Annotated in this window: 17 protein-coding genes; all 17 read right to left on the bottom strand. The window is 73.0% G+C overall.

What is annotated here, in order from left to right; genetic code table 11:
- Positions 1 to 9 precede the first annotated feature (9 nt).
- Complete coding sequence (gene hpf / locus E1B22_RS04555) at positions 10 to 573, bottom strand: ribosome hibernation-promoting factor, HPF/YfiA family (protein WP_135224737.1); 564 nt, start codon at positions 571 to 573, stop codon at positions 10 to 12.
- A gap of 715 nt (positions 574 to 1,288) precedes the next feature.
- Positions 1,289 to 2,743, bottom strand: coding sequence for a phosphoglucomutase/phosphomannomutase family protein (locus E1B22_RS04550; RefSeq protein WP_243123727.1), 1,455 nt, complete (start codon positions 2,741 to 2,743; stop codon positions 1,289 to 1,291).
- Between the two features lie 177 nt (positions 2,744 to 2,920).
- Positions 2,921 to 3,808, bottom strand: coding sequence for a flagellar hook-associated protein FlgL (gene flgL / locus E1B22_RS04545; RefSeq protein ID WP_135224735.1), 888 nt, complete (start codon positions 3,806 to 3,808; stop codon positions 2,921 to 2,923).
- A 50-nt stretch (positions 3,809 to 3,858) separates the two neighbouring features.
- On the bottom strand, positions 3,859 to 5,349 hold the full coding sequence (gene flgK, locus E1B22_RS04540) for a flagellar hook-associated protein FlgK (RefSeq protein ID WP_135224734.1): 1,491 nt from the start codon (positions 5,347 to 5,349) through the stop codon (positions 3,859 to 3,861).
- A 143-nt stretch (positions 5,350 to 5,492) separates the two neighbouring features.
- The gene (locus E1B22_RS04535; RefSeq protein ID WP_243123726.1) at positions 5,493 to 6,095 is read right to left on the bottom strand and encodes a flagellar protein FlgN; all 603 of its coding nucleotides are present in this window, start codon (positions 6,093 to 6,095) and stop codon (positions 5,493 to 5,495) included.
- Positions 6,096 to 6,208: 113 nt separating this feature from the next.
- On the bottom strand, positions 6,209 to 6,730 hold the full coding sequence (gene flgM / locus E1B22_RS04530; RefSeq protein WP_167758846.1) for a flagellar biosynthesis anti-sigma factor FlgM: 522 nt from the start codon (positions 6,728 to 6,730) through the stop codon (positions 6,209 to 6,211).
- A 219-nt stretch (positions 6,731 to 6,949) separates the two neighbouring features.
- A complete protein-coding gene (locus E1B22_RS04520) occupies positions 6,950 to 7,765 on the bottom strand; it encodes a ComF family protein (protein WP_243123723.1) in 816 nt (271 codons plus the stop codon).
- A 602-nt stretch (positions 7,766 to 8,367) separates the two neighbouring features.
- Positions 8,368 to 10,038, bottom strand: a complete 1,671-nt coding sequence (locus E1B22_RS04515) for a diguanylate cyclase (protein WP_135224732.1) — start codon at positions 10,036 to 10,038, stop codon at positions 8,368 to 8,370.
- A gap of 44 nt (positions 10,039 to 10,082) precedes the next feature.
- Positions 10,083 to 10,583 carry a hypothetical protein gene (locus E1B22_RS04510; RefSeq protein ID WP_135224731.1) on the bottom strand — a complete coding sequence of 167 codons (501 nt, stop codon included), beginning with the start codon at positions 10,581 to 10,583 and terminating at the stop codon, positions 10,083 to 10,085.
- Positions 10,584 to 10,897: 314 nt separating this feature from the next.
- Complete coding sequence (metK, locus tag E1B22_RS04505; protein WP_135224730.1) at positions 10,898 to 12,145, bottom strand: methionine adenosyltransferase; 1,248 nt, start codon at positions 12,143 to 12,145, stop codon at positions 10,898 to 10,900.
- A 360-nt stretch (positions 12,146 to 12,505) separates the two neighbouring features.
- On the bottom strand, positions 12,506 to 12,949 hold the full coding sequence (locus E1B22_RS04500) for a hypothetical protein (RefSeq protein WP_135224729.1): 444 nt from the start codon (positions 12,947 to 12,949) through the stop codon (positions 12,506 to 12,508).
- Positions 12,946 to 14,034 (bottom strand): flagellar export chaperone FliS, encoded by a 1,089-nt coding sequence (fliS, locus tag E1B22_RS04495; RefSeq protein WP_135224728.1) that lies wholly within the window; start codon positions 14,032 to 14,034, stop codon positions 12,946 to 12,948. Before fliS ends, E1B22_RS04500 begins: the two co-directional genes overlap by 4 nt.
- 45 nt (positions 14,035 to 14,079) lie before the next feature.
- Positions 14,080 to 15,495 (bottom strand): flagellar filament capping protein FliD, encoded by a 1,416-nt coding sequence (gene fliD / locus E1B22_RS04490; protein ID WP_135224727.1) that lies wholly within the window; start codon positions 15,493 to 15,495, stop codon positions 14,080 to 14,082.
- A 110-nt stretch (positions 15,496 to 15,605) separates the two neighbouring features.
- A complete protein-coding gene (locus E1B22_RS04485; protein WP_135224726.1) occupies positions 15,606 to 15,944 on the bottom strand; it encodes a flagellar protein FlaG in 339 nt (112 codons plus the stop codon).
- A 568-nt stretch (positions 15,945 to 16,512) separates the two neighbouring features.
- On the bottom strand, positions 16,513 to 17,952 hold the full coding sequence (locus E1B22_RS13840; protein WP_135224725.1) for a flagellin: 1,440 nt from the start codon (positions 17,950 to 17,952) through the stop codon (positions 16,513 to 16,515).
- Between the two features lie 288 nt (positions 17,953 to 18,240).
- Positions 18,241 to 19,110 (bottom strand): HAD family hydrolase, encoded by an 870-nt coding sequence (locus E1B22_RS04475; protein WP_135224724.1) that lies wholly within the window; start codon positions 19,108 to 19,110, stop codon positions 18,241 to 18,243.
- A 335-nt stretch (positions 19,111 to 19,445) separates the two neighbouring features.
- A complete protein-coding gene (locus tag E1B22_RS04470) occupies positions 19,446 to 20,774 on the bottom strand; it encodes a S1 RNA-binding domain-containing protein (protein ID WP_135224723.1) in 1,329 nt (442 codons plus the stop codon).
- Positions 20,775 to 21,101: the final 327 nt, after the last annotated feature.

Here is a 21,101-nt window from a genome sequence, read left to right as displayed (position 1 = left end):
AGGGCCCCGCTAGGCTTCCGGCTCGATCAGGCCGTACTGCCCGTCGCGACGCCGGTAGACCACGTTGACATCGCCCGTGGCCGCATTCGCGAACACGAAGAAGTCGTGTCCCAGCAGATCCATCTGCAGGATCGCCTCGTCGACGGTCATGGGCTTGAGGGGGAACCGCTTGGTCCGGACGACCCGTCCCTCCTCCTCGGCGTCGGCCGGGGCCGGTTCGTCCAGCGAGGTCTCGGATTCGGGCAGGGCTTGGCCCGTGGTCGCGTCCAGCCGACGGGCCTTGCGATTGAGGCGGGTCTTCAACTTGCGGATCTGGCGTTCCAGTTTGTCCACCACCAGGTCGATGGAGGCGTACATGTCCTCGGAGTCTTCCTCCGCGCGGATGAGGAGGCCGTTGTTGGGGAGAGGGATGGTCACTTCGACGATGTGGCGGTCGCGCTCGATGCTCAGGGTGACCTGCGCCTGCAGGGGGGTATCGTTGAAGTACCGGGCCACCTTGCCGACCTTCCTGCGGGCGTACTCCTTGAGGGCGTCGGTGACGTCGAGGTTCTTGCCATAGATGGCAATGTTCAACGGCCCTCACTCCTTCCCCTGAACGTATAGAAGAGTTCCGCGTGGGATCGGTCTCTTCCTACCGTTGCCTGCCCGTGGGTCGCCGCCGCCTCCCGGCCCGCCGGCCGGGCGCCGGCTCGCCGCGCAGGGCCCGTTGCACCACGACGGCTGCGACGACGTCGTCCAGGGGATGGAAGCGATCGCAGGAAGGGACCTGCGCCGGTGTGGATAGTGTACCCGTCACGGCATGTGGACAATGTGGATGACCTGTTGATAACCGCGCCTTCTCCTGCGCCATGACGGCCCGTGGTGGACTCTCGCAGTGTTCATAGGGTTGGGGATAACCAATCATCCTGCCCCTTCCATCCCGTCGCCGCTCCCATCCAACCTTCGCGATCGCCAGGGCGCCGGGCGCCATGGGTGCCGAGAACATTCGAGCACCACGAGACGGCGAGGGGGTCCCGCGTGACCGGGCCCCCTCGAATCGAACCTGTCGAATCGAACCTGGTCGGACGAACCGGCTCCCCGCCCCGCGCCGGCTGTCGATGGAGGGGTGTGCCGCCGGCACCGTGCCTCCGTGCCCCCGCCGCCTGCCTGCCGCCGCGGCCGGACGCCGTCCGGCACGGGGCTCGAGGCCGCAGGCTCCCCGCGGTGCCGCGGGGCCGCGGAGGCCCGACGCGGGGGCTCCACCCCGCAGGTCCGACGCGGTGGGCGCGGCGCCGGTGGCCAGGTCGGCTCACGCCCCCGCGACGGCGTCGACGAAGCGAAGGCCGTCGGCCAGCAGGGCTTCCACGGCCTCCGGCGACTCCGCCTCGGCGTAGACCCGCACCACCGGCTCGGTGCCCGATGCGCGGAAGAGGATCCAGCGGCTGGGTCCGAAGATCAACTTGTAGCCGTCCAACGGGTCCACCCGCTCCACCGGCCACCCTGCCAGGCGAGACGGCGGGTCTTCCGCGAGGCGCCGGAGCAGCCGGTCCTTCCCCTCCGCCGACAGGCGCAGGTCCCTGCGCTGGAAGTGGTGCGGTCCGATCTCGGCCATCAGGGCGCGCACCTGTTCGGCCAGGGTCCGGCCGCGGGTGGCCATGATCTCCGCCAACAGCAGGTTGCAGAGCAACCCATCCCGCTCCGGCATGTGGTTCTTGATGCCGATGCCGCCGCTCTCCTCGCCGCCGATGAGCACGTCTTCCTTGAGGGCGTGCTCGCAGACGTGCTTGAAGCCGATGGGCGTCTCGCGGAAGGGGAGGCCGTAGCGAGCAGCCAGCTTGTCGACCATGCGGGTGCCGGCGAAGGTCTTGATCACCGCCCCGCGCCAGCCTCGCACCTCCACCAGGTGCTGGAGCAGCAGGGCGAAGATCCGCTGGGCGTCGACGACCTCGCCCGTGGCATCCACCGCCCCCACGCGGTCCCCGTCGCCGTCGGTGACCAGCACGGCCTGGGCTTGAAGGCGTTGCACCGCCTCGATGGCCGGTCCCAGGTTGCGGGCGATGGGCTCGGGCGCCAGCCCCCCGAAGCCCGGGTTCCACTCGCCGCGGATCTCGGTGACCTCGAGGCCGGCCTCCCGCAACAGCTGCGCCAGGATGCCGCGGGCGGCCCCGTGCATCGGGTCCACCACCACCCGCAGGCGGGCGGAGCGCAACCGCTCCCAGTCCACCAAGCGGCGCAGCTGTTCCACATAGGGTCCGATCAGGTCGGCCTCTTCGACGCGGCCGAGGCGGCGGGCCTCGTCGAGGTCCATCCCCCGCGGGGGCTCCTGACCCGGTCGGCGGGCCGCCTCCTGGCGGGCGAGAATGCTCTCCAGCTGCTGCGTCTCCTCCGGCAGGGCGGGGCCGCCGAACCATCCCTTGAGCTTGAAGCCGTTGTATTCCGGGGGATTGTGGCTGGCGGTGATCATCACGCCCGCCCCCAGGCGCCGCGAGACCACCGCCCAGCTCAGCGCCGGGGTCGGGCAGGCCGTGGGAGAGAGGATCACGGGGATGTCCGCCGCGGCTAGCACCGAGGCCACGGCGGCGGCGAACCGGTCGGAGAGGAACCGGCAGTCGTAGCCGACGGCGACGCCCTGTCGGGCCCGGCCGCTGGCCTGGAGGTGCTCGGCCAGCGCCCAGGCCACCCGACGCACGTTGGCAAAGGTGAAGTCCTCCGCGATGACGGCTCGCCAGCCGTCGGTCCCGAAGCGGATCGACACGTCGCTCACCCGGCGCTCACCTCGGTGGAACCTTCGCAACCGGCGCGGGGGTTCCTCCCCGGCCGAGGCGGCGAGCCGCCGGGCCCTGAGCCGGCCGCGCGTCGGACCGGGGCCGGGGCACGGAGCGGGCGGCCGCCCTCCGCAGCGAGCCGCCGCGCCGTAGGCCGGCCGTCCGTTGGCCGGCTGTCAGCGGAGGAAGTCCATCAGGGTGGGCTGGACGATGCGGGCGCCGGCCATCAGGGCGGCCCGGTAGGCGGCCTCCGACACCGCCAGGCGCATGGCGGTCTCGGCGATGTCCGCGTCCTCCACGTCGCTCAGGAGCCGCTCGGTGTCGATGCGCACCTCGTCGAGCCGGTTCAACCCCAGCTCGATGCGGTTCGCCTTGGCCCCCACCGCGGCCCGCCAGCGCAGCAGGCCGTCGAGGGCATCGTCGAGGGCAGCGACGGCCGCGCCCCCCACCGTGTCCAGGTCGCGGGCCGCCAGGGCCGTCGCCAGCTGGGCAAGGGCCGCGAAGGCCGGGTCGAAGGCCGCATCGCCGGGGACGTTGACCGCCAACGTCACCCCCGGGGCGATCTCCCGCTCGATGGCGCCGCCATCGCCGTTGTAGGCCACCCCGGTCGGGCTTGCGGGGTCCACGGCATAGGGGGGCTGGTTCGTCCGGTAGCCGCCGAAGAGATAGACGCCGCCCAGGGTGCTGTTCGCCACCTCCAGCAAGTGGTCGCGCAGCTGCTGGACCTCGGCGGCGATGGCGTCGAGGGAGCTGTCGGGCAGCGTGCCCGATGCCGCCCGGATCGCCAGCTCCCGCGCCCGCTGCACGATCTGGCCCGCCCGGTCCAGGGCGCCGTCCGTCATCTCCAGCCAGTCCCGGGCGTCCTGGGCGTTGGCCCGCAGCCGCTCCACCTCCGCCAGGCGAGCGCGAAGCCGCAGGCTGTCCACCGTGGCGACGGGGTCGTCGGAGGGACGCTGCACCCGCTTGCCCGAGGCCAGCCGGTTCTGGTACGTGCTCAGCCGCTGCTGGGCCCGGCGCAGGTCGGCCAGCAGGGTGGTGATCATCATGCCGCCGGTGATGCGCACCGGGTTCGCCTCCCCGTCCCTCGCTCGTTGTCGCTCGTTGGCGGGATCCCCTAGCGGCCGACCACGCCCGTGCGCTCGATCAGGATGCCGAGCATGGCGTCGACCGCCGTGACCAGACGGGCCGCGGCCGCGTAGGCGTGCTGGTACCGGATGAGCTGCGTCATCTCCTCGTCCAGGGAGACGCCGCGGACGCTCTCCCGCTGCACCGTCACCTGGTCGAGCAGCAGCTCGGTGGTGCGCTGGCCCTCCTGCGCCTGCCGACCGGCGATGCCCAGCTCGGCCACCACGCTCTCCAGGTAGTCCTGGGCCGTGGCGTTGCCCAGCTGCGCGAGGGGCTGGTTCCGCAGCTGGGCGAGCTGCAGCGCGATCCGCCCGTCGCCGGGGGCGCCCGGCTCGGCCGCCGCCGCGAAGTTGGCCGGATCGTCCAGCGCGGGGTTCACCACCACCGCGTGCAGGTCGTCGCCGGCCCCGAGGAGGAACACGTCCCGGCCCGCTCCGCCACCGGCTCCCGCCGAGTCGTTCAGCCCGTAGCCCTGCCGGTGGATGGCGTTGACGGCCTCGGCCAGGCCGAAGAACAGGGCCTTGAGATCCTCCCGCAGGCCGGCCACCAGCCCGTCCCGCGCCTCCAGCAGCCCGTCGATCTCGCCGCCCTCCAGCAGGGTCGCGTCGAGGGGCTGGCGCGTCGTGGGATCCTGCGCCCCACCGCCCGAGCCGCCGCTCCCGGGCGCCGGCTCCCAGTACAGGCGCACCGCCGTGCCGTTGCCGGCCGGTTCTTCCTCCGCGACCAGCCGGTGGGCCACCGGGCCGTCCACCAGGACGAGCCCCGCGACGTCGACCCGCACGCTGCCGTCCGCCCGCTCGGTGACGGCCACCGGGAGCAGGCCGGCCAGTTCCTCCACCAGCCGGTCGCGCTCGTCCAGCAGGTCGTTGGGCTGCTGCCCCGCGCCCGTGGCTACCCGGATCCCGTGGTTCAGGTCGGCCAGCTGGGCGAGGATCTGGTTGACCCGGTCGGTTCGGGCCACAAGGCTCGCATCCAGGTTGGCCTGCAAGTCGGCCAGCTGCCGATCCGCGGTCTGGAAGCGCTCCAGCAGCGTGTGCGCCTGCTGGACGGCCGCCGTGCGGGCCGGCAGGCTGTCGGGCCGGTTGGCCACGACGGCCAGCGCCTCCCAGAAGTCGCCCAGGCCCCGGGCCAGCCCCGCGTCCGAGGGCTCGCCGACGATGGTCTCCAGCTCGGCCAGCGTCCGCGACCGCACCGACCACCGCCCCAACTGCCCCTGGAGGTCGCGCACCTGCCGGTCCAGGAAGAGGTCGCGCACCCGCACGATCGCCTCCACCTGCACGCCGGTCCCCACCTGCCCGGTTTCCACCGGCAGGGTCCGCGACGGCGGCGGGTAGGGCGGGGTGGGCGTCAGGCGGGCCACCTGTCGCGAGTACCCCGGCGTGTTGGCGTTGGCGATGTTGTGCCCGGTGACATCCAGGGCCCGCTGCTGCGCCCACATGCCCAGCCGGGCGAGTTCGAGGCCGAAGAACGTGCTCCGCATGATCGCCATCCCTCGCTGGATCGCGGCGGGCCGCGGCCCGGGCCCGGCCCCGGGAGCCCGCGGCGTGCCGGTTCATCGCCTGCTTTCTTCGACGGGGCGGCTTGCGCGATGGATCGCGCGGGGGCCGGAGCCGGCCGGCAGCGTCAGTAGGCGCGGTCGATCAGCGCCGGCGGGCGCCACGGGCGCTGTCCGTCCCGGCCGTAGGCCGGGGCGGTGTGGGCCGACGCCCCGGCCACGCCTTGCAGGACGAACCGGCTCCACGCCAAGCCCTGCTGGGCCAGGGCGCGGTTCCGGCGGTTCTCCGCCTCGACCCCTTCGATTCGCGCCCGCAGGGCATCCCGCACCCGCCGAAGCTCCGCCCCGAGTTCCGGACGGCGCCGGGCCAGCGCCTCCCACGTCAGGGCGGAGGGGGCCAGGCCCCAGGCCGAGGCCAGTTCCTCCTGGAGCCGGTAGCGCCGTCGCTCCAGCCGGTCGATCACCCCCAGCCAACGCTCCTGCTCGACCACGGCCGCCTCGATGGCCGCCGGGTCGCCGGCCACCAGCGCCTCGCCCAGGGACCGGGCCGCCTCCAGGAGGCGTGACCAGGGCTCCAGCTGTGCCGCCGTCCGGGCGACCAGCTCCCGGCACAGCGCGTCCGCCCGCGACAGCATCGGCTCGCGCCCGTCCATGGCCTCCGCCCCGGTGGTCCCCGACGCCTCCCCCGCCGAAGGCGATCGGGGTCCCCCCGCCATGACGGGCCGCGACACGGCGGCTGGATCCCGCGAAGACCCGGTCGTCGACCCACCGGGCTCCGCCGGGGACGACGCGGGGCTGGCCCCGCGGGCCGCGGGCAAGGCGCTGCGCCCCTCGGCGGCCACGACTACCGCCCCTCCTGGGCGCGGTCCACCAGCAGCCGGCGCAACATGCGCTCGGCCACCTGCTCCGGCGGCACCTGGTACGCACCCCGGGCGATCCGCTGGCGCAACGCCTCGACCCGCTCCTGGCGCACGTCGGGCAACGCCCGGGCCTCGGCCACCAGCCGCTGGACCGTGGCGGCGGCGGGCGAGAGATCGACGCGATCCCGTGGCGGCCGACCCGGCCCCTGGGAGCCGCCGACGGCCGCCGCGCCGGACGACCCGGCGGGGCCGTGGACGGAAGGCGTCGGCGCCCCCGCGGACGCGTCCCTGCGGCGGAGCGACGAAACCGACGACTCGTCCTTCCCGCCGCCTTCGCTGCCGCCAACGCCCCGCACCGGCGCCTCGGCGTTCGGCCCGCCCGCCGCCGGGGGTCGGACGCTGCCGTTGGGCGCCACGGGAGCAGGGCCACCCGCCCCGGGCGTGGCCGGTGGCTGCATCGCGTACGCCTTCAGCGCGCTCAGCACCTGTTGCCGCGAGATGATCATCGCCCCGCCCTCCTCCACCTCAGGCCCGCCGCAGGCCATCCACGGCGCAGCGTCGTCCGGTCGGTCCGCACCCCGAGCCGCACCGTCTGGCGGGCTGCGCCCTCCTCGCACCCGGGAGCCGGGTACCCGCGCTCCCGAAGCCGGGCGGGCCTGCGTCGCGAGGGGTACACCCGTGTTTTCGGGCAAACCCCCGATGCCATTCATAGCGGATGACGCGCATCAGGAGTGGTGCCGGCCCGGCGCGAGGGGCGTCACCGCCGCCGTCAACCCGTATACGGGCCCGGCCCCCGCCGCCCGCAGGGCGGCGCAGACCGCAGCCAGGGTTCGGCCGGTGGTCAGCACGTCGTCGACCACGAGCACGGGGCGGCCCGCCAGCCCCCGGCGGCGGGCGCCGCGGGCCGGGGCGAAGGCGCCGGCCACGTTGGCCCGCCGGCCGGCGGCGCCCAGGGCCGCCTGGGCGCCGCCGGCCTCGGCCCGCACCAGCAGCCCCTCTGCCAGCGGCCGGCTGCTCGCCCGCGCCACCGCGCGGGCGAGCAGCGCGGCCTGGTTGTACCCCCTCTGCCGCAGCCGCTCCGGGTGCATGGGCACGGGCACGACCACCAGGTCCCGGGGCCAATCGTCCGCCCGCGCCGCCATCCTCCGGCCCAGCAGCTCGGCGACGTAGGGCTCGTCCCCGTACTTCATGCGCAGGATCAATCGCCGCATCAGACCCTCGTAGGTCGCCACCGCCCGGACCGCCACCCACGGCGGCCCCAGGTTGCGACACTGGCTGCACGGCCCCTCGGCATCGGCCAGCCAGGCGGGACGGTCGCAGGTCGGGCACCGGCCTCCGGGTCCGTGGGCGAGCCGGACGCCGCAGGCGTCGCAGAGGGCCGGTTCGTCCCGCAGCCCATGGGGCAGGGCGACGCCACAGCCTAGGCAGTAGGGCGGCCAAGGGAAGAGCCAGGTCAGGAGCTCCTCGCGAAGGAACGCCCAGAGCCGGTGAGCCCCTCGCCACCCCGCGGCAGCGGCCGGTTGCCAGAGCCCGCCCCCCACCGGTCTCGCCTCCTCCACCCGTCGGCGGGTGCGGACACGTCCCGCCGCACCCGCGGCCGTCCACCTCCCTCAGCCGTCGACGCGAACCGGAACGCTCCAACCACCGGCAACGGCGCTGCCCGTCGCCGTCACCTGTTTCCAACATTATACACTCGCCGGCGCTCGAAATCCAGATATTGGATCATAAGTACGGCCAGCAGCCGCCGGGAGTTCCCCGCCCAGCAGCCGGTGTGGTCAACGACGAAGGGGACCGCAGGCCCGCCCCGAGCGGCCCGCCCCCGCCCAGCAGCGGTCACCGGAACGTCGAAGGGCAGCCCACCCCACCTGCGGACAGCCGCGGGGAGCCCACGCCCGGCAACGGGCGCCGCAAAACCGCAGGGCGCTAGACGCCCCCGCGGCCGGCCACCCCCCGCCCCCGCCCGCCAGCCGTCACCGGACGCCGAAGGGCAGCCCACGCCCTCGCGGGCAGCCGCCCCCGCCCACAACCGGCCCGGCAACGACGAAGGGGACCGCGAGTCCGCCCCGAGCGGCCGGCCCCCGTCCAGCAGCCGTCACCGGGCCCACGGGCCCCCGCGGGCAACCGCACGCCCGCCGCCCCCTCGTCAGGCGTGCTCCCGACGGTCCCGCTCCCGGTGGTGCCGCTTCTCGCGGTACATGTTGCGATCCGCGGCGGCGATCAGGTCGTGCTCCGAGGGGCCGTCGAAGGGGTAGACCGCCAAGCCCAGGCTGAAGCGCAGGGTGAAGACGATCTGGCCGGTGACACCGGTGAAGGGGTGCCGCAGGACGGCCTCGCGGATGCGGGCCGCCACCGCCTCGGCCTCCTCCCGCCCGGCGCCGGGGAGGATGGCGACGAACTCGTCGCCGGCGTACCGCGCCACCAGATCCTGCTGCCGAACGGCGCTGCGCAGCACCGCGGCGAACTGGCGCAGGACCTCGTCGCCGGTCGGGTGGCCGAACTGGTTGTTGATCTCCGAGAAGTTGTCCAGGTCGATGAGCAACAGCGACAGCGGCTGGCCGGCGGCGCCGGCCCGGCGCAGCGCCTCCCGCAGGCGCATGCTGAAGTAGCGGTAGTTGTAGAGGCCGGTCATCGGATCGGTGTGGGCCAGGGTCTGGGTGCGGCCGTAGACCAGGCCGTTCTGGATGGCCAGCGCCATGGGCGAGGCCAGGATCGACAGCAGGCGCCGCTCGCGGTCGCCGAAGGCGCGATCCCGCCGGGCCAGGCAAAGGCACCCCATCAGCCGTTCGTCCGTGGCCAGGGGCACGGCCAGGACGCGGGTGGGTCGAAACCCGGCGGTGTGCAGGGTGGGCTCGCCCTCTTCTTCGACCACCTGGCGGGTGGCGGCCGCCCGGCGCACCGCGCCATCGCCGGCCACCCGGCCCAGGATGGCGGCCGCGTCGGGGTGGCTGGCGTGCTGGAGGCGCAGGACCTCGTCGTCCTCCGCCAGGTACACCGCGAAGGCATCGGAGGGCGCCAGCTGCCCGACCGCCCGGGCGATCCAGCAGTAGGCATCGTCCAGCTCCAGCACCCCCGCCAGCCCCTTGGTGATCTCGTACAGGGACTGCAGGTCGTGGTGGGCCTCGACCAGGCGCATGTGCAACCGCAGCAGGTAGTTGACCATCAGGAACAGGGTCAGCCCGACGGCCATGCCCATCACGCCGTAGACCTGATAGGCGATCATCACCACCGTGTGGGCGGCCACCGCGATGGCCGTGCTCAGCGCGTCGACGGGAAGCCAGCGCAAGAAGAGCCGCAGGAACTCCCGCGGCGGATGGGCCTGGTGGTAGTAGAGGGCCATCCCCACCAGGGCGTTGTTGATCACCCAGTAGACCGCCACGAAGACGAACACCAGGTGGAGCGGCGGGACGGTGATGCCGGTGGGTGCGGGCCAGGGATGGAGGCCCAGCGCCGTGGCCACGGCGCCGGCCGTCAGGATCGCCAGGGCGAACTGGCCGGCGTTGAACAGGGTGCGCTCCCACGGCCGCCGGTTGAGCAGGCCGTAGCCGATGAGGTTGCCGAGGACGTTGACGACGACGGCGGGTAGCGTCCCGTAGAGGAGCTGGGCGGTCAGGGTCACGCCGAAGGTCAGGGACATGGCACCGCCGCCGGGCATGGGGAGGGGGAAGGCGTCCATGAGGATCGCGGCCCCGAGCATCATCAAGAGCGGAAGGGCGGGAACCGGCTCCCACCGTCGCAGCGCCAGGACCAGCGCCACCATCCCGCTCACGCCGACGAGGAGGATGTACAGGCGCTGCGGGTTACACCACGACCTCACGGGCCATCGCGCCCCCCACCCCGTATCGCGTCGCTGTATGATTCTCAGCCTGTCATGCTTTTCCTGCCGGATGCCGCCGCGTCCAGCAGCCGGAGGAGGGGGGATCGCAAATCCTGCCACCGGAAGAGGCCGGGATTCGTCAGGTCCAGGGTCACGGCCAGCGGCGCGCCCGTCACGAACAGCGCCGCCTCCAGCGGGCTGGGCCCCCCGCCGCGGTCGGCGGGCCAGCACAGCACCTGCAGCGTCGGCACGCGCTGGCGCATGCGCTGCACGATGCACGGCGTCTCGTCGGTGGAGCCGCAGTCGACCACCACGATGGGCGAACCCGGCGCCAGGGCCGCCAGCTCGTCGACGATCCCCTCGATGAAGGCAGCGGCGTCGCGCACGAGGACCACCAGCGGCCAGGGCTCGCCCTCCCCGTCGCCCGACGGGCGCTGCGGGCGCCGGCTCCAGGGTGCACGCCCGGGCCGGACCCCGCCGACGACCCCGGCGAGCCCCGCCGCCAGCCCCAGCGCCAGCAACCACCAGACCGCCCCGTCCCCCATGGGCCTCGACACCCCCGCGGAGGCGGGAGCCGAACCCCGCGCAACCCGCGCTTCCTACGCCCCACCCGCGCTTTCCATCGGTATGCGGCATCCGCGCCCGCGGTCACCGGTCGTCGCCCGCCGCCACCGGTCGTCACCCGCGGCCGCCGGTCGTCGCCCGCCGCCACCAGCGCGGCCACGAGCCGTCGCCCGCGGTCCCCGTCGGTGCGCCGCCCCCGGCCGCCCCGCAGGGCTTCGAACCCCCACGAAAGCGAGCGCCCGGGCGGGTTCGTCCCACCCGGGCCGTGGTCGATCTCCCAGACGGTCCCGCCGGGCTAGAGCGTCACCGCCACCTCCGCCAGCGGGGCGGCGGGCATCGGGCCAAGCCCCGCCGCCTCCCGCAACTCGGCGGCGCGGTCGATCCGCTCCCACGGCAGGTCCAGCTCGGGCCGCCCGAAGTGGCCGTAGGCCGCCACCTGCCGGTAGATGGGCCGGCGCAGGTCCAGCGTGTGGATGATGGCCCCCGGTCGGAGGTCGAAGTGCCGCCGCACCAGCTCCTCGATCTCCTCGTCGGGGATCACGCCGGTGCCGAAGGTGTCCACGCGGATCGACACCGGCTGGGCCACGCCGATGGCGTAGGCGACCTGGATCTCGCATCGCTCCGCCAGGCCCGCCGCGACGATGTTCTTCGCCACCCAGCGGGCGGCGTAGGCGCCCGAGCGGTCGACCTTGGTGGGGTCCTTCCCGGAGAAGGCGCCGCCGCCGTGCCGGGCGTAGCCCCCGTAGGTGTCGACGATGACCTTCCGCCCGGTCAGCCCCGCGTCGCCCTGCGGCCCGCCGATCACGAACCGCCCCGTCGGGTTGATGAAGATCCGCGTCCGCTCGTCCAGCATGGGGGAGGGGACGACGGCTTCGATGACGTGGCGCCGGATGTCCTCTTCCAGCTGGGCGCGGCTGACGTCCTCCCGGTGCTGGGTCGAGACGACCAGGGCGTCGACCCGAACCGGCCGCGTCCCCTCGTATTCGATGGTCACCTGGGCCTTGCCGTCGGGGCGCAGGTAGGGCAGCAGACCCGACTTGCGCACCTCCGCCAGCCGCCGCGTCAACCGGTGGGCCAGGGTGATGGGCAGCGGCATCAGCTCCCGGGTCTCCCGGCAGGCGAAGCCGAACATCATGCCCTGGTCGCCCGCCCCGATGCGGCTGAACTCGTCGGACGGCGCCTGTCCGTGGCGGACCTCCCAGGCGTCCAGCACGCCCTGGGCGATGTCGGGCGACTGCTCGTCGATGGCGGTCAGCACCGAGCAGGTGTCGGCGTCGAAGCCGTACTTGGCCCGGGTGTAGCCGATCTCCCGCAGCACGTCGCGGACCAGGGCGGGGATGTGGACGTAGCACGTCGTGGAGATCTCGCCCATCACCAGCACCATGCCCGTGGTCACCGCCGTCTCGCAGGCGACCCGGGCCTGGGGGTCCTGCTCCAGGATGGCGTCCAGCACCGCGTCGGAGATCTGGTCCGCGATCTTGTCGGGATGCCCCTCCGTCACCGACTCGGAGGTGAACAGGTGGCGGCCCTTGGCTCGCGTCACGCGGGGTTCCCCCTTTCCGCGAGATACAAAGAACCCCTTCTCCCGCGGTGAAGGAGCCTCCATCCCTGCGGCTGCGGCCCCGGCGGAGCCGCGGCGGGCGGACCCGCCGGCCCGCCGGTTCTTCCACCCGGACGAACCGGCCCGCGCCGGGCAAGCCACCGCCGGCGCTCCCGGGCGGGCGTCGACCGGCGGCGGGGCCATCCTGGGATCAACCCGACACGGACCGCGACGGTTCGACCCTCCGTTGTCACCGGTCGGACGTCCGCCGCATCCGCCGACCGGCGAACCGACCCGGAAAACCGGCGGGAACGTGAACCCTGTGCAAACCTAGGTTAGTCTAGCAACCGCCGAACGGCGGTGTCAATTGGCGTCGCGCGGGATGCGGGATGGACGAGGGTCCGTGGATGGCGGGGGTACGTGTCGCGCGTAGGCGGCCACGGCGCGGCGCGCCTGTTCGAGGAAGCGGGCCCGCTCCCCCAGGGCCTCGTGACGGACGGCCAGGGCCAGGCGAAGCTGCCGATCGGCCTCAAGGGCCTGGCGGAGGTGCTCCTCGAGCTGGGCCAGCCACTGCCGCGCGGCGGGGCTGCCGGGCAGCCTGTGCCCCTCCGCTCCGACCCCGGCCTGCAACCGCTGAAGCCGAGCGCTGACCTGTTCCTGGAGGAACCGGCGCGCCTCCAGTTCCGCGCGGGCGGCGTCCCAGTCGCCGCGGCCGGCGGCCGCCTGGGCCCGCCGGCCGCGTTCGATCCACCGGTCCAGGTCCTTGCGGGTCTCGAGGATCAGCTCCCAGAGGTCGGACTCGCTCACGGCCGGACCCCCCAGCGGGCATCGGCGATGCCGCCGTGGGCGGGCGACCGCCGGGGCGGTCGCGGGGGCTCGGGTTCGGGTGCCGGCGAGGGCGACGGCGCGGGCGCCGCGGGCGGCGCGTGCGCTGCGGGCGCTGCGGATGCTGCGGGCGCGGTGATGCCCGCCGGCGCGCCGAGGGCCTCCGCCTCCTTCGGGGGCGGTGTCGCGGGCGGCGTCGTGGGCGAGGTCATGGGCGGTGTCGTGGGCCGTGTCGGAGCCGGTACGCCGGCATGTCGGCCTGGCGACGGGGGCGGCGCCTGCAGGGGCTGCAGGGGCTCCGTGGGATCCGGGGTCGTCGACCGGCTGCGGCCGGTCGGCGCGACGCCGCGGTCGTTGCGGTCGTTCAGGGCGGACGCGGGAGCGGCCCGATCCGGGCCACCTGCGGGCTCACGGGAGCCGGTTCGTCCGGAGCAGAGGGCCGCCCAGGCCTCGCGGATGGGGACCAGCACCCGCACGGCGTCAGCCGCCAGGCGGGCATCGCCCTTGACGTTGGCCTCGATGAGCCGCTCCTGACAGAACAGGTAGAGGGCGCTCAACCGGGCGGCCAGCTCGCCGCCGCGCTCGTGGTCGAGGGCCAGCATGAGCTCCCGCAGGAAGTCCTGGGCGCGGGTCAGGGCCCGGTGGAGGCGTTCGCGACCGCCCCGCGCCTTGACGTCCACCTGGAGCGCCCGCGCCACCTCCCGCAGCACCCCGTCCATGAGCATCAAGACCAGCACCTGGGGCGGCGCGGTCAGGACCCGGGTCGCCACGTAGGAGCGGGCGGGGTGCGCCACCGCCCGCCGTGGCATGCCCAACGGCTGGGAGCGGGGAGCCAGGGCAGCCGACGGACCCGGGACGGCAGCCCCCGCGACGGCCGGCGACGCCGCCAGCCGCCCGGGGCGGACGGTCGCGCCGTCGACCGGCCCGGTGCCGGATGGCCGTGGATGGGAGGAGAGGTTGGGTGTCCGCACCGGCTCGGTCCCCGCGGTCGACGCCGCCCCCGCGGGTCCCGCCGTCCTCCCGTTCGGCCGCGTCTTCGGGTTCTGGTGGTCTTCATCGGGTCGCATGGGGCTCTCCCGCCCTCCTCGGTGGCAGCGAGGTCGTCACTGCCGTCACTTCCTGGGTCGCAACGACGTGAGCTGGTTGATCTGCTGGATCAACCACTGCTCCTGGGACTGCAGCGTGGCGATGAGGCTCTCCAGCGCCTCGAACTGGCGCATCAGGTTCTGCTCGCGGAGCTGGAGGCGGTACTCCATCCGCTCCATCTGCTCGGCGTAGTCGCGCACGCGGTCGTCCAGGGCGTCGATGCGCCGGTCCAGGAGCCCGGTGTTGGTCTCGAGCCACCGGTCGACGGCCTTGCGCAGGCGGACGAACACGCCGTCGTCGCTGGAGCCGGCGGCGTCGGGATCGCCGGCCAGCAGGCGCTGGACCGCGGCCCGGTCGGCCGCCAGCGCCTCCCTGAGCTTGGCCTCGTCCAGCTGGAGGGTGCCGGACTTGTCCTGGGTGGTGATGCCCACCGCCGCCAGCCGGTCCAGGTCGGAGCCCGACAGCGCCTCCACGGGATCCGCCACCAGGCGGCGCAGCTCGCCGCGCAGCATCGTGAGCAGGACGTCGCCGCCCAGCTTCCCTCCCCCTGCGGCCTGGTAGTCCTGCTGCTGGTTCATGAAGGAGAGGGTGCTGTTGTACTGCTCGACGAACTTCTTGACGGCATCGACCACGGCGTCGTCATCCCAGCCGACGGTGATGGTGACGGTTTGGCCGGGGCCGGCCTGGTGGAGCTCCAGGGTGACGCCCTGGATCACGTCGCTCACCGTGTTGGACGAACGGGTGAACCCCACACCGTTGACCTTGAACGCCGCATCCTTCCCCTCGGTAACAATTCGCTCGGCGCCGTTTTGGTTGAGCAACTGCAGTGCCCCGGCTGCCGACCCTGAGACCTCAATGGTGCTCGCCCCCGTCTCGGTGCGGCTGATCACGAGGTGTCCCCCGATGATCTCCGCGCGCACGGCGTAGGGCTTCAGATTCGGGTCGGCGGCGACGGCTGCGTCGACGGCGGCGTTGATCTTGTCACGGATGGCGTAGAGCGAGTCGGCGGGGTCGATCATGACATGGAAGGATGCCATGGTATGCCCGTCCACCGTCGTGACGGCCAGGGTGAGGTCGCCGTCCACGTTTCGAGCAACCGATGGATCAACCTCGACGTAGGTCGCGATGGCGTGAGCGGTGGCCAGCTGCTGAACCTCGACCGAGTAGGTGCCGGGGACCGCGGCGCTGCCCGCCTGGGCGGTGACCCGGGCGGCGTCGCTGCTGGTGGCCTCGACCCTCTGGAAGAGATCCGCAGCCAGGACCGCGGCGATGCGATCCCGCAGGTTGCTGACCCGCGTGCGGATGTCACTCCAGGCGTTCTTCTCGGTCTCGATCTCCAGCTTGCGGCGCTCGAGCAGGAGCAGCGGCCGCCGCTCGATCTGCATCAGCTGGTCGACGAGCTGCTCCCAGTCCAGGTTGCTGGCCAGGCCGCTGATGCGCATGGGGTCGCCTCCTCCGCCGGGTTCCGCCACCCCTGGCGTTGCACCTGCGCTCGGGGGACGTCGCCGAGCCGCGGTCTGAGCCGCGGTCTGCCGAGCGACTGCGGCCAGGGTCACCACCGGTGATCCAACAGCCTACCCATCAGGCACTCTAGGTACATGGCGATCCGCAGCACGTGTTCCGGAGGAACCTGCCGCACCGTCTCGCCCGTCTCCCGGTCCACCACCTGCGCCACCAGGCGGCCGGTGGCGTCGTCCACGTGGAATTCCAGGCGGTAGGCGAAGGCTTGACTGGGCAGGTCCTGCAGGGGCGGCATCCAGGGGTCGATCCCGGCTGGCCGGGCCGCCGGGGTGGGGCCCAGCTCGGCGGGGGCTCCACCGCTCCCACTGGCCCGGTTGCCCCCACCGGCTCCCCCCGGCAGCCGCAACGCATTTCCCGGTATCGTTGCCATGAGCCCCGGGCCCGAGCCCGGGAGACCGCCTCCGGTCACCGGATCCTGGGGTCGGATGGTCAAGGTGCTCACGTCTCCCGCCCATTCGTTCTGGTTCGTTGTTGGTCGGGGATGTCTCGCGGCGCACCGGCGCAGGGATCCCTCCGTGTGCTGGCCCTGGCCAGGGCCCGCACCGCACGGAGTCGTCGCTCCCCCGTCGCGGTCGCCCCGCCTCGTCGCCGGTGGAGCACTCTGTCCGTCATATCGGATGAGGACCGGGCGTCGTTAACCGGACCCGGGTCCCAACTGCCCGGGTCGGTTGGTGGTTTCGGCAACCTGGACAACGACGCAGGCCCAGTGCTGCACAGGCGGTTCGGCTGCCGTCAGCGGCACCGGGTGTCGATGGGAAACCTCGGTGATCAAGCACGCAAAGCATGGGCGGGCCGGCTGTCGTCGTGACAGCCGGCCCGCCGCGGGCTTTCCGGCCGGTCCGGTGAGGGGGAGAGCACCCTGGACCTGCGGTTTGGGGTAGCGCACCCGTGGGGGAAGTGGGTTACTCAAGCGGAGACCCTGTACTCGGTCCCGGAGATCAGCTGCCCAGGAGCTGCAGCACTGCTTGCGGCATGGCGTTGGCCTGGGCCAGCATGGCCGTGCCGGACTGCAGCAGGATCTGGTTCCGCGTGAAGTTAGCCATCTCTAAGGCCATGTCGACGTCGCGGATGCGGGATTCCGCAGCCTGCAGGTTTTCGACGGCAACGCCGAGGTTGGCAATAGTGTGCTCGAGGCGATTCTGGACCGCGCCGAGCCGGGCCCTCTGGACCGATACCGTGTTAATAGCATTATCGATGGCACTGATGGCGTTGGACGCGCCGGACCGGGTCGAGACGTCTACGGTCTTGACTCCCAGCGCCTGCGAGCGCATGTCGTCAATCGCAACACTGAGACTCTGCCCAGTGTTGGCACCAATCTGGAATGTTAGTGCACCGTTAGTGCCCACCGTGATTGTGGGATCGTCTAAGTCGCTGCCGTCAGCGTACGTCCCGCTCGCGTCGACCGTGAACGACAGCCCCTTGGCCGGACCCGAAAGGATCGTGATCCGGTTCCCAACGGCTTCGTAATTGACGGGAGAGCCGTTTACCCCAGCACTGCCTAACTCGGCATCAGTACCGGTGTCGGTCGCCAAGTTAGTATCATTTCCCGGGTCAGTGCCGTTTGTTGACAAGTTAAAGACATCGCTGGTCTCGTTGATTGTTACGGACACCTGGTGGGCGCTCCCAACGTCCGTGGTACGGAAGCGAATCGCATTGGCATTAAAGTCCGCCTCTACGCCGGTTAACGCAGAGTCTTCGTTGACCGTGTCGATGACATCCTGGACCTTTGTGCCGGCGGCGAAGAAATACCTGCGCCCATTAACGGTAATATCTAGATCGTTCGCCAGGGTGTCATTTACGTCGCTAAATGTGCTCCACGTGCCGGCACCTGCTTCCGCCAGCCAGACCTCACCACGGGTTGCAGAATTCTTGATGTCGATCGTATAGGAACCAGCCTGCGTGTCTCCTGTTGCAGACACGTTTAGAGCCTTCCCGCTGGTAACTGCGGTACTTACACCGGCGCTGCCGTCGAGGAGCTTCTTAGTGTTGAACTCCGTCGTGTTGCCGATACGATCGAGCTCGGCGATGAGCTGTTCAACCTCCTTCTGGAGGTTGGCTCGATCTGCATCCGTCATGGAGTCGTTGGCCGCCTGAACCGCCAGCTCGCGCATGCGTTGCAGGATGCTGTGGACCTCGTTCAGCGCGCCCTCCGCCGTCTGGATCAGCGAGATGGCGTCCTGGGCGTTGCGCTGGGCCGTCTGCAGGCCGGCGATCTGGGCCCGCATCTTCTCCGAGATGGCCAGGCCCGCCGCGTCGTCGGCCGCCCGGTTGATCCGCAGGCCCGACGACAGCCGCTCCAGGCTCTTGTTGAGCAGGCTGTTCGTCTGACTGAGATTCCGCCACGCGTTGAGCGCGGCCACGTTGTGGTTGATCCGCATGAACTGCAGCCCTCCCTTGCCGGTTCTTCCCCCGCCGGCGACATCGCGCGCCTGCCGCCGCCGGGGGCCAGGGATGCCCCCGTCTCCGCCGGAACGGCTGGACCGACTCACCGCAGGTCCTCGACTCCGCTCAAAGGTCCCGGGCTTGGCTCGGCCGGCCCAACCGGCCCGCGGGCTGGGGTGGTCTCCCTGCCGTTGCCTGCGGCTATCCGGAATATCGAAGGGAGGGGGCTTCCTCGTTAGGCCTGGGATGGGTCCCAAAAACGGGGCGCGCCCCGGCCCGGCGTCTCAGCGCCCGACCTCGGCGCCCCCGCCCACGCCGCCGCCGACTCCCCCCAGCAGCTCCTCCAGCACCACCGCCACCCCGTCCTCGTCGTTGCTGACGGTGACGCGGCGGGCAGCGGCCCGGGCGGCGGGGGAGCCGTTGGCCATGGCCACGCCCAGGCCGGCGAACTGCAGCATCTCGATGTCGTTGTCCCAGTCGCCCATGGCGACGACGCGCTCGACGGGGATCGCGAGGTGGGCGGCCAGGCGCTCCAGGGCCCAGCCCTTGCACACGGGTGCGTCGGAGACCTCGACGGCGTAGATGTCCGGTTCCAGGTCCGGTCCGGTCAGGACGCGGACGGCGTCGCCCCACCGCGCCTTGATCCACTGGTGGAAGGCTTCGGCCCCCTCGTACCGGTCCCGCACCAGGATCCGGACGGCGCCCACTTGGAGCCACGCCAGGAGGTCGGGCACCTCCTGGGTCAGCCGGCCCGCCTCGAAGAACCAGGACGCCCTGGGCAGCCGGGCGCCGGGTTCGTAGAGCATGCGGTCGCCGTGGGGGTGTTCGAGATCGTGGACGAACAGGGACACCCCGAGCTCCCGCGCCTTGAGGATGGCCTGGCGGACGAACTCGGTGGGCAGCGGCTGCTTCCAGACCGGCTGGTCCGTGAGGGGGTCGACGGCCACCGCGCCGTTGTGGACGATGCACGGGGCCCGCAGCCCGAGGTCCCGGGCGAAGGGTCGCGTCGCCACCCAGCGGCGGCCGGTGGCCAGCACCACGTGATGCCCCGCCGCCACGGCCGCCCGGACGGCGTCGCGCACCCGGGGTCGCAGCGTGCCGCGGCTGTCCAGCAGGGTCCCGTCAACGTCGAGGGCGATCAGATACGGGAGCAAGGGGCATCCTCCTCCGGATCGAACCGTCCCTATTATAGGCGCTGGGGACCGCCGATGGCCGAAGGGCGCTGGGGACCCGGTGGCCGAAGGGGGCCGCATGCCGGCGGCGGCCCAGGAGCGCAGAGGGGCGCCGCCGGCCCGTGATGCAGCCTTGTCGCACGGGCCTGCGACGCCCCGAACCGCCTTCGTTCAGCTTGGTGCGACCTTCCGAGCGCGACCTCCGCGTGCAACCTTCCGATGCTGGACGGCGTCAAGCCCCGGGGCCTCGCGGCCTCGACGCCCGCAGGATGCACAGGCCCACCCGGAGCGCCGGCCCGCACTGCCTGACCGGCTTCCTAGGCCGAGGCACCGGTCCCCGCAGCCAGTCGTCTTCCGGCGGCCTCCACCACCTGGAGCGACCGATCGGCTCCCTCAAGGACCTGGGCGAGGACCGCGGCGACCCGAGCGGCACCATGCGCCTCGACCAGTCGGTCCAGCTCCTCCCGCGCAGCGGGGGAGACCTCCCCGACATGCCGGTGGAGCAGCTCCAGCAGGCCGGCGGCATCGATGCCGGTGGCCGCCGCGGCGGCGTGCGGCATGGCGTGCGGCACGGCTCCCGACGCGCCGGCCGCGGGGGCACCCGGGACGGCCTCTCTGACCCCGTCGTGGCCGGTTCGTCCGGAGGATCCCACCTGGCCCGTTCCCGCCGCGGTCCCCCGGCGCGGTGGCTCGGACCACGACTCCACGACCGGGCGGCCGTGGGCGGGCCGTCGGCCGGGGGGCCGGTTCGTCCGCGGGGGAGCCGTCGGCGCCCCCCAGGGCGTTCCGTGCGCCTCCGGCCCGTCCCCCAGCCTACCGGCACCGGCCCCCCGAGGGGCCGGGCGCCGGCCGCGGCCCCGGGTCCACGGGGAGGTGGGGGATCCGCCCACGCCGTGCCGATGGAGCTCGAGCAGGCGGTCGGCGTATCGGTTGGCCAGGGGCTGCTTGCCGCCGAGCCGCCGGGTGGAGAAGGCGTACTTGCCGCTGGCGGGGTCGAAGTGCACCACCTCGACCTGGACCCGTTCGCCCTTGTAGAAGTAGTCCTCCGCCCGCTCCACGTACCAGTCGGCGATCTCGGAGATGTGGATCAGCCCGCGGCGGCCGTCGTCCGTCACCACGAAGGCGCCGTAGTCGACGATGCCGGTGATGGTGCCGTGGACGCGGGTCCCGGGCGCCAGGGGCACGAGCCCCGCGCGATCCCGGACCTGGCCGGTCGCGGCCGGCGAGCCGACGGCGCCGCGGCCCGCCCCAGGGCGGGCGGCCGGCGCATCGCTGCGGCGGTTGGCCGCCACGCCAGCACTTTGCCGCGCCCGGGCGGGCCCGGCACCCCCGCCGTCGGCACGATCGATGCCCCCGCCGCTGGCACGACCGGCACCCCCAACGCCGGCACGACCGGTTCCCCCGACGCCCGTCGGCCCGGCACGCCGGCGAGCGTCGGCGCCGGGGGTGGCCGGCGCCCGCCCCCCGGCCCTGGCCGCCCCCCCATCCGCCGTGGGGCTCGCCGCCCCGCCGCTTGCAGCGGGCACGCCCGCCATCCCCCCGGGCCGGGCATCCGCCGCCTCAGCGGGACGAACCGGCTGCGGCTGCCGGATCGGGGGCGTCGCCTCCCCGTCCGGTCGCAGCGCCTCCATCGAAGCATCCGCCATGCCGAAAGACGCCTCCTCCGTGCAGGGTCGCCCGGCCCAGGGGTGTCCGGCGCCCGCAGCCGGACACGCCATGTACCCGTTGCATCCTGCATGTAGGTTATGGAATGGGCATCCGCGTTATCCAAAGTCCGCACAATCCGCAGCCCGGCCCCCCGGTCGCAAGGCCAGCTCGCAGGGTCGACCCCTCCGGTCGCCGGGGGTTCGGACCCGCCTGCCCGGGGACGGCGACGGCACGCCGGGTTGGTGGGCGCGTCGGCCCCCGGACGGGACGCCCGCGGGCCGGAGGCTGCGGCGACGGGCGATCCCAGCGGCGGAGGTCCCCCGGGA

The organism is Thermaerobacter sp. FW80 (assembly GCF_004634385.1).
Taxonomy (GTDB): Bacteria; Bacillota; Sulfobacillia; order Thermaerobacterales; family Thermaerobacteraceae; genus Thermaerobacter; species Thermaerobacter composti.
This window is presented reverse-complemented; position numbering and strand designations above follow the sequence as displayed.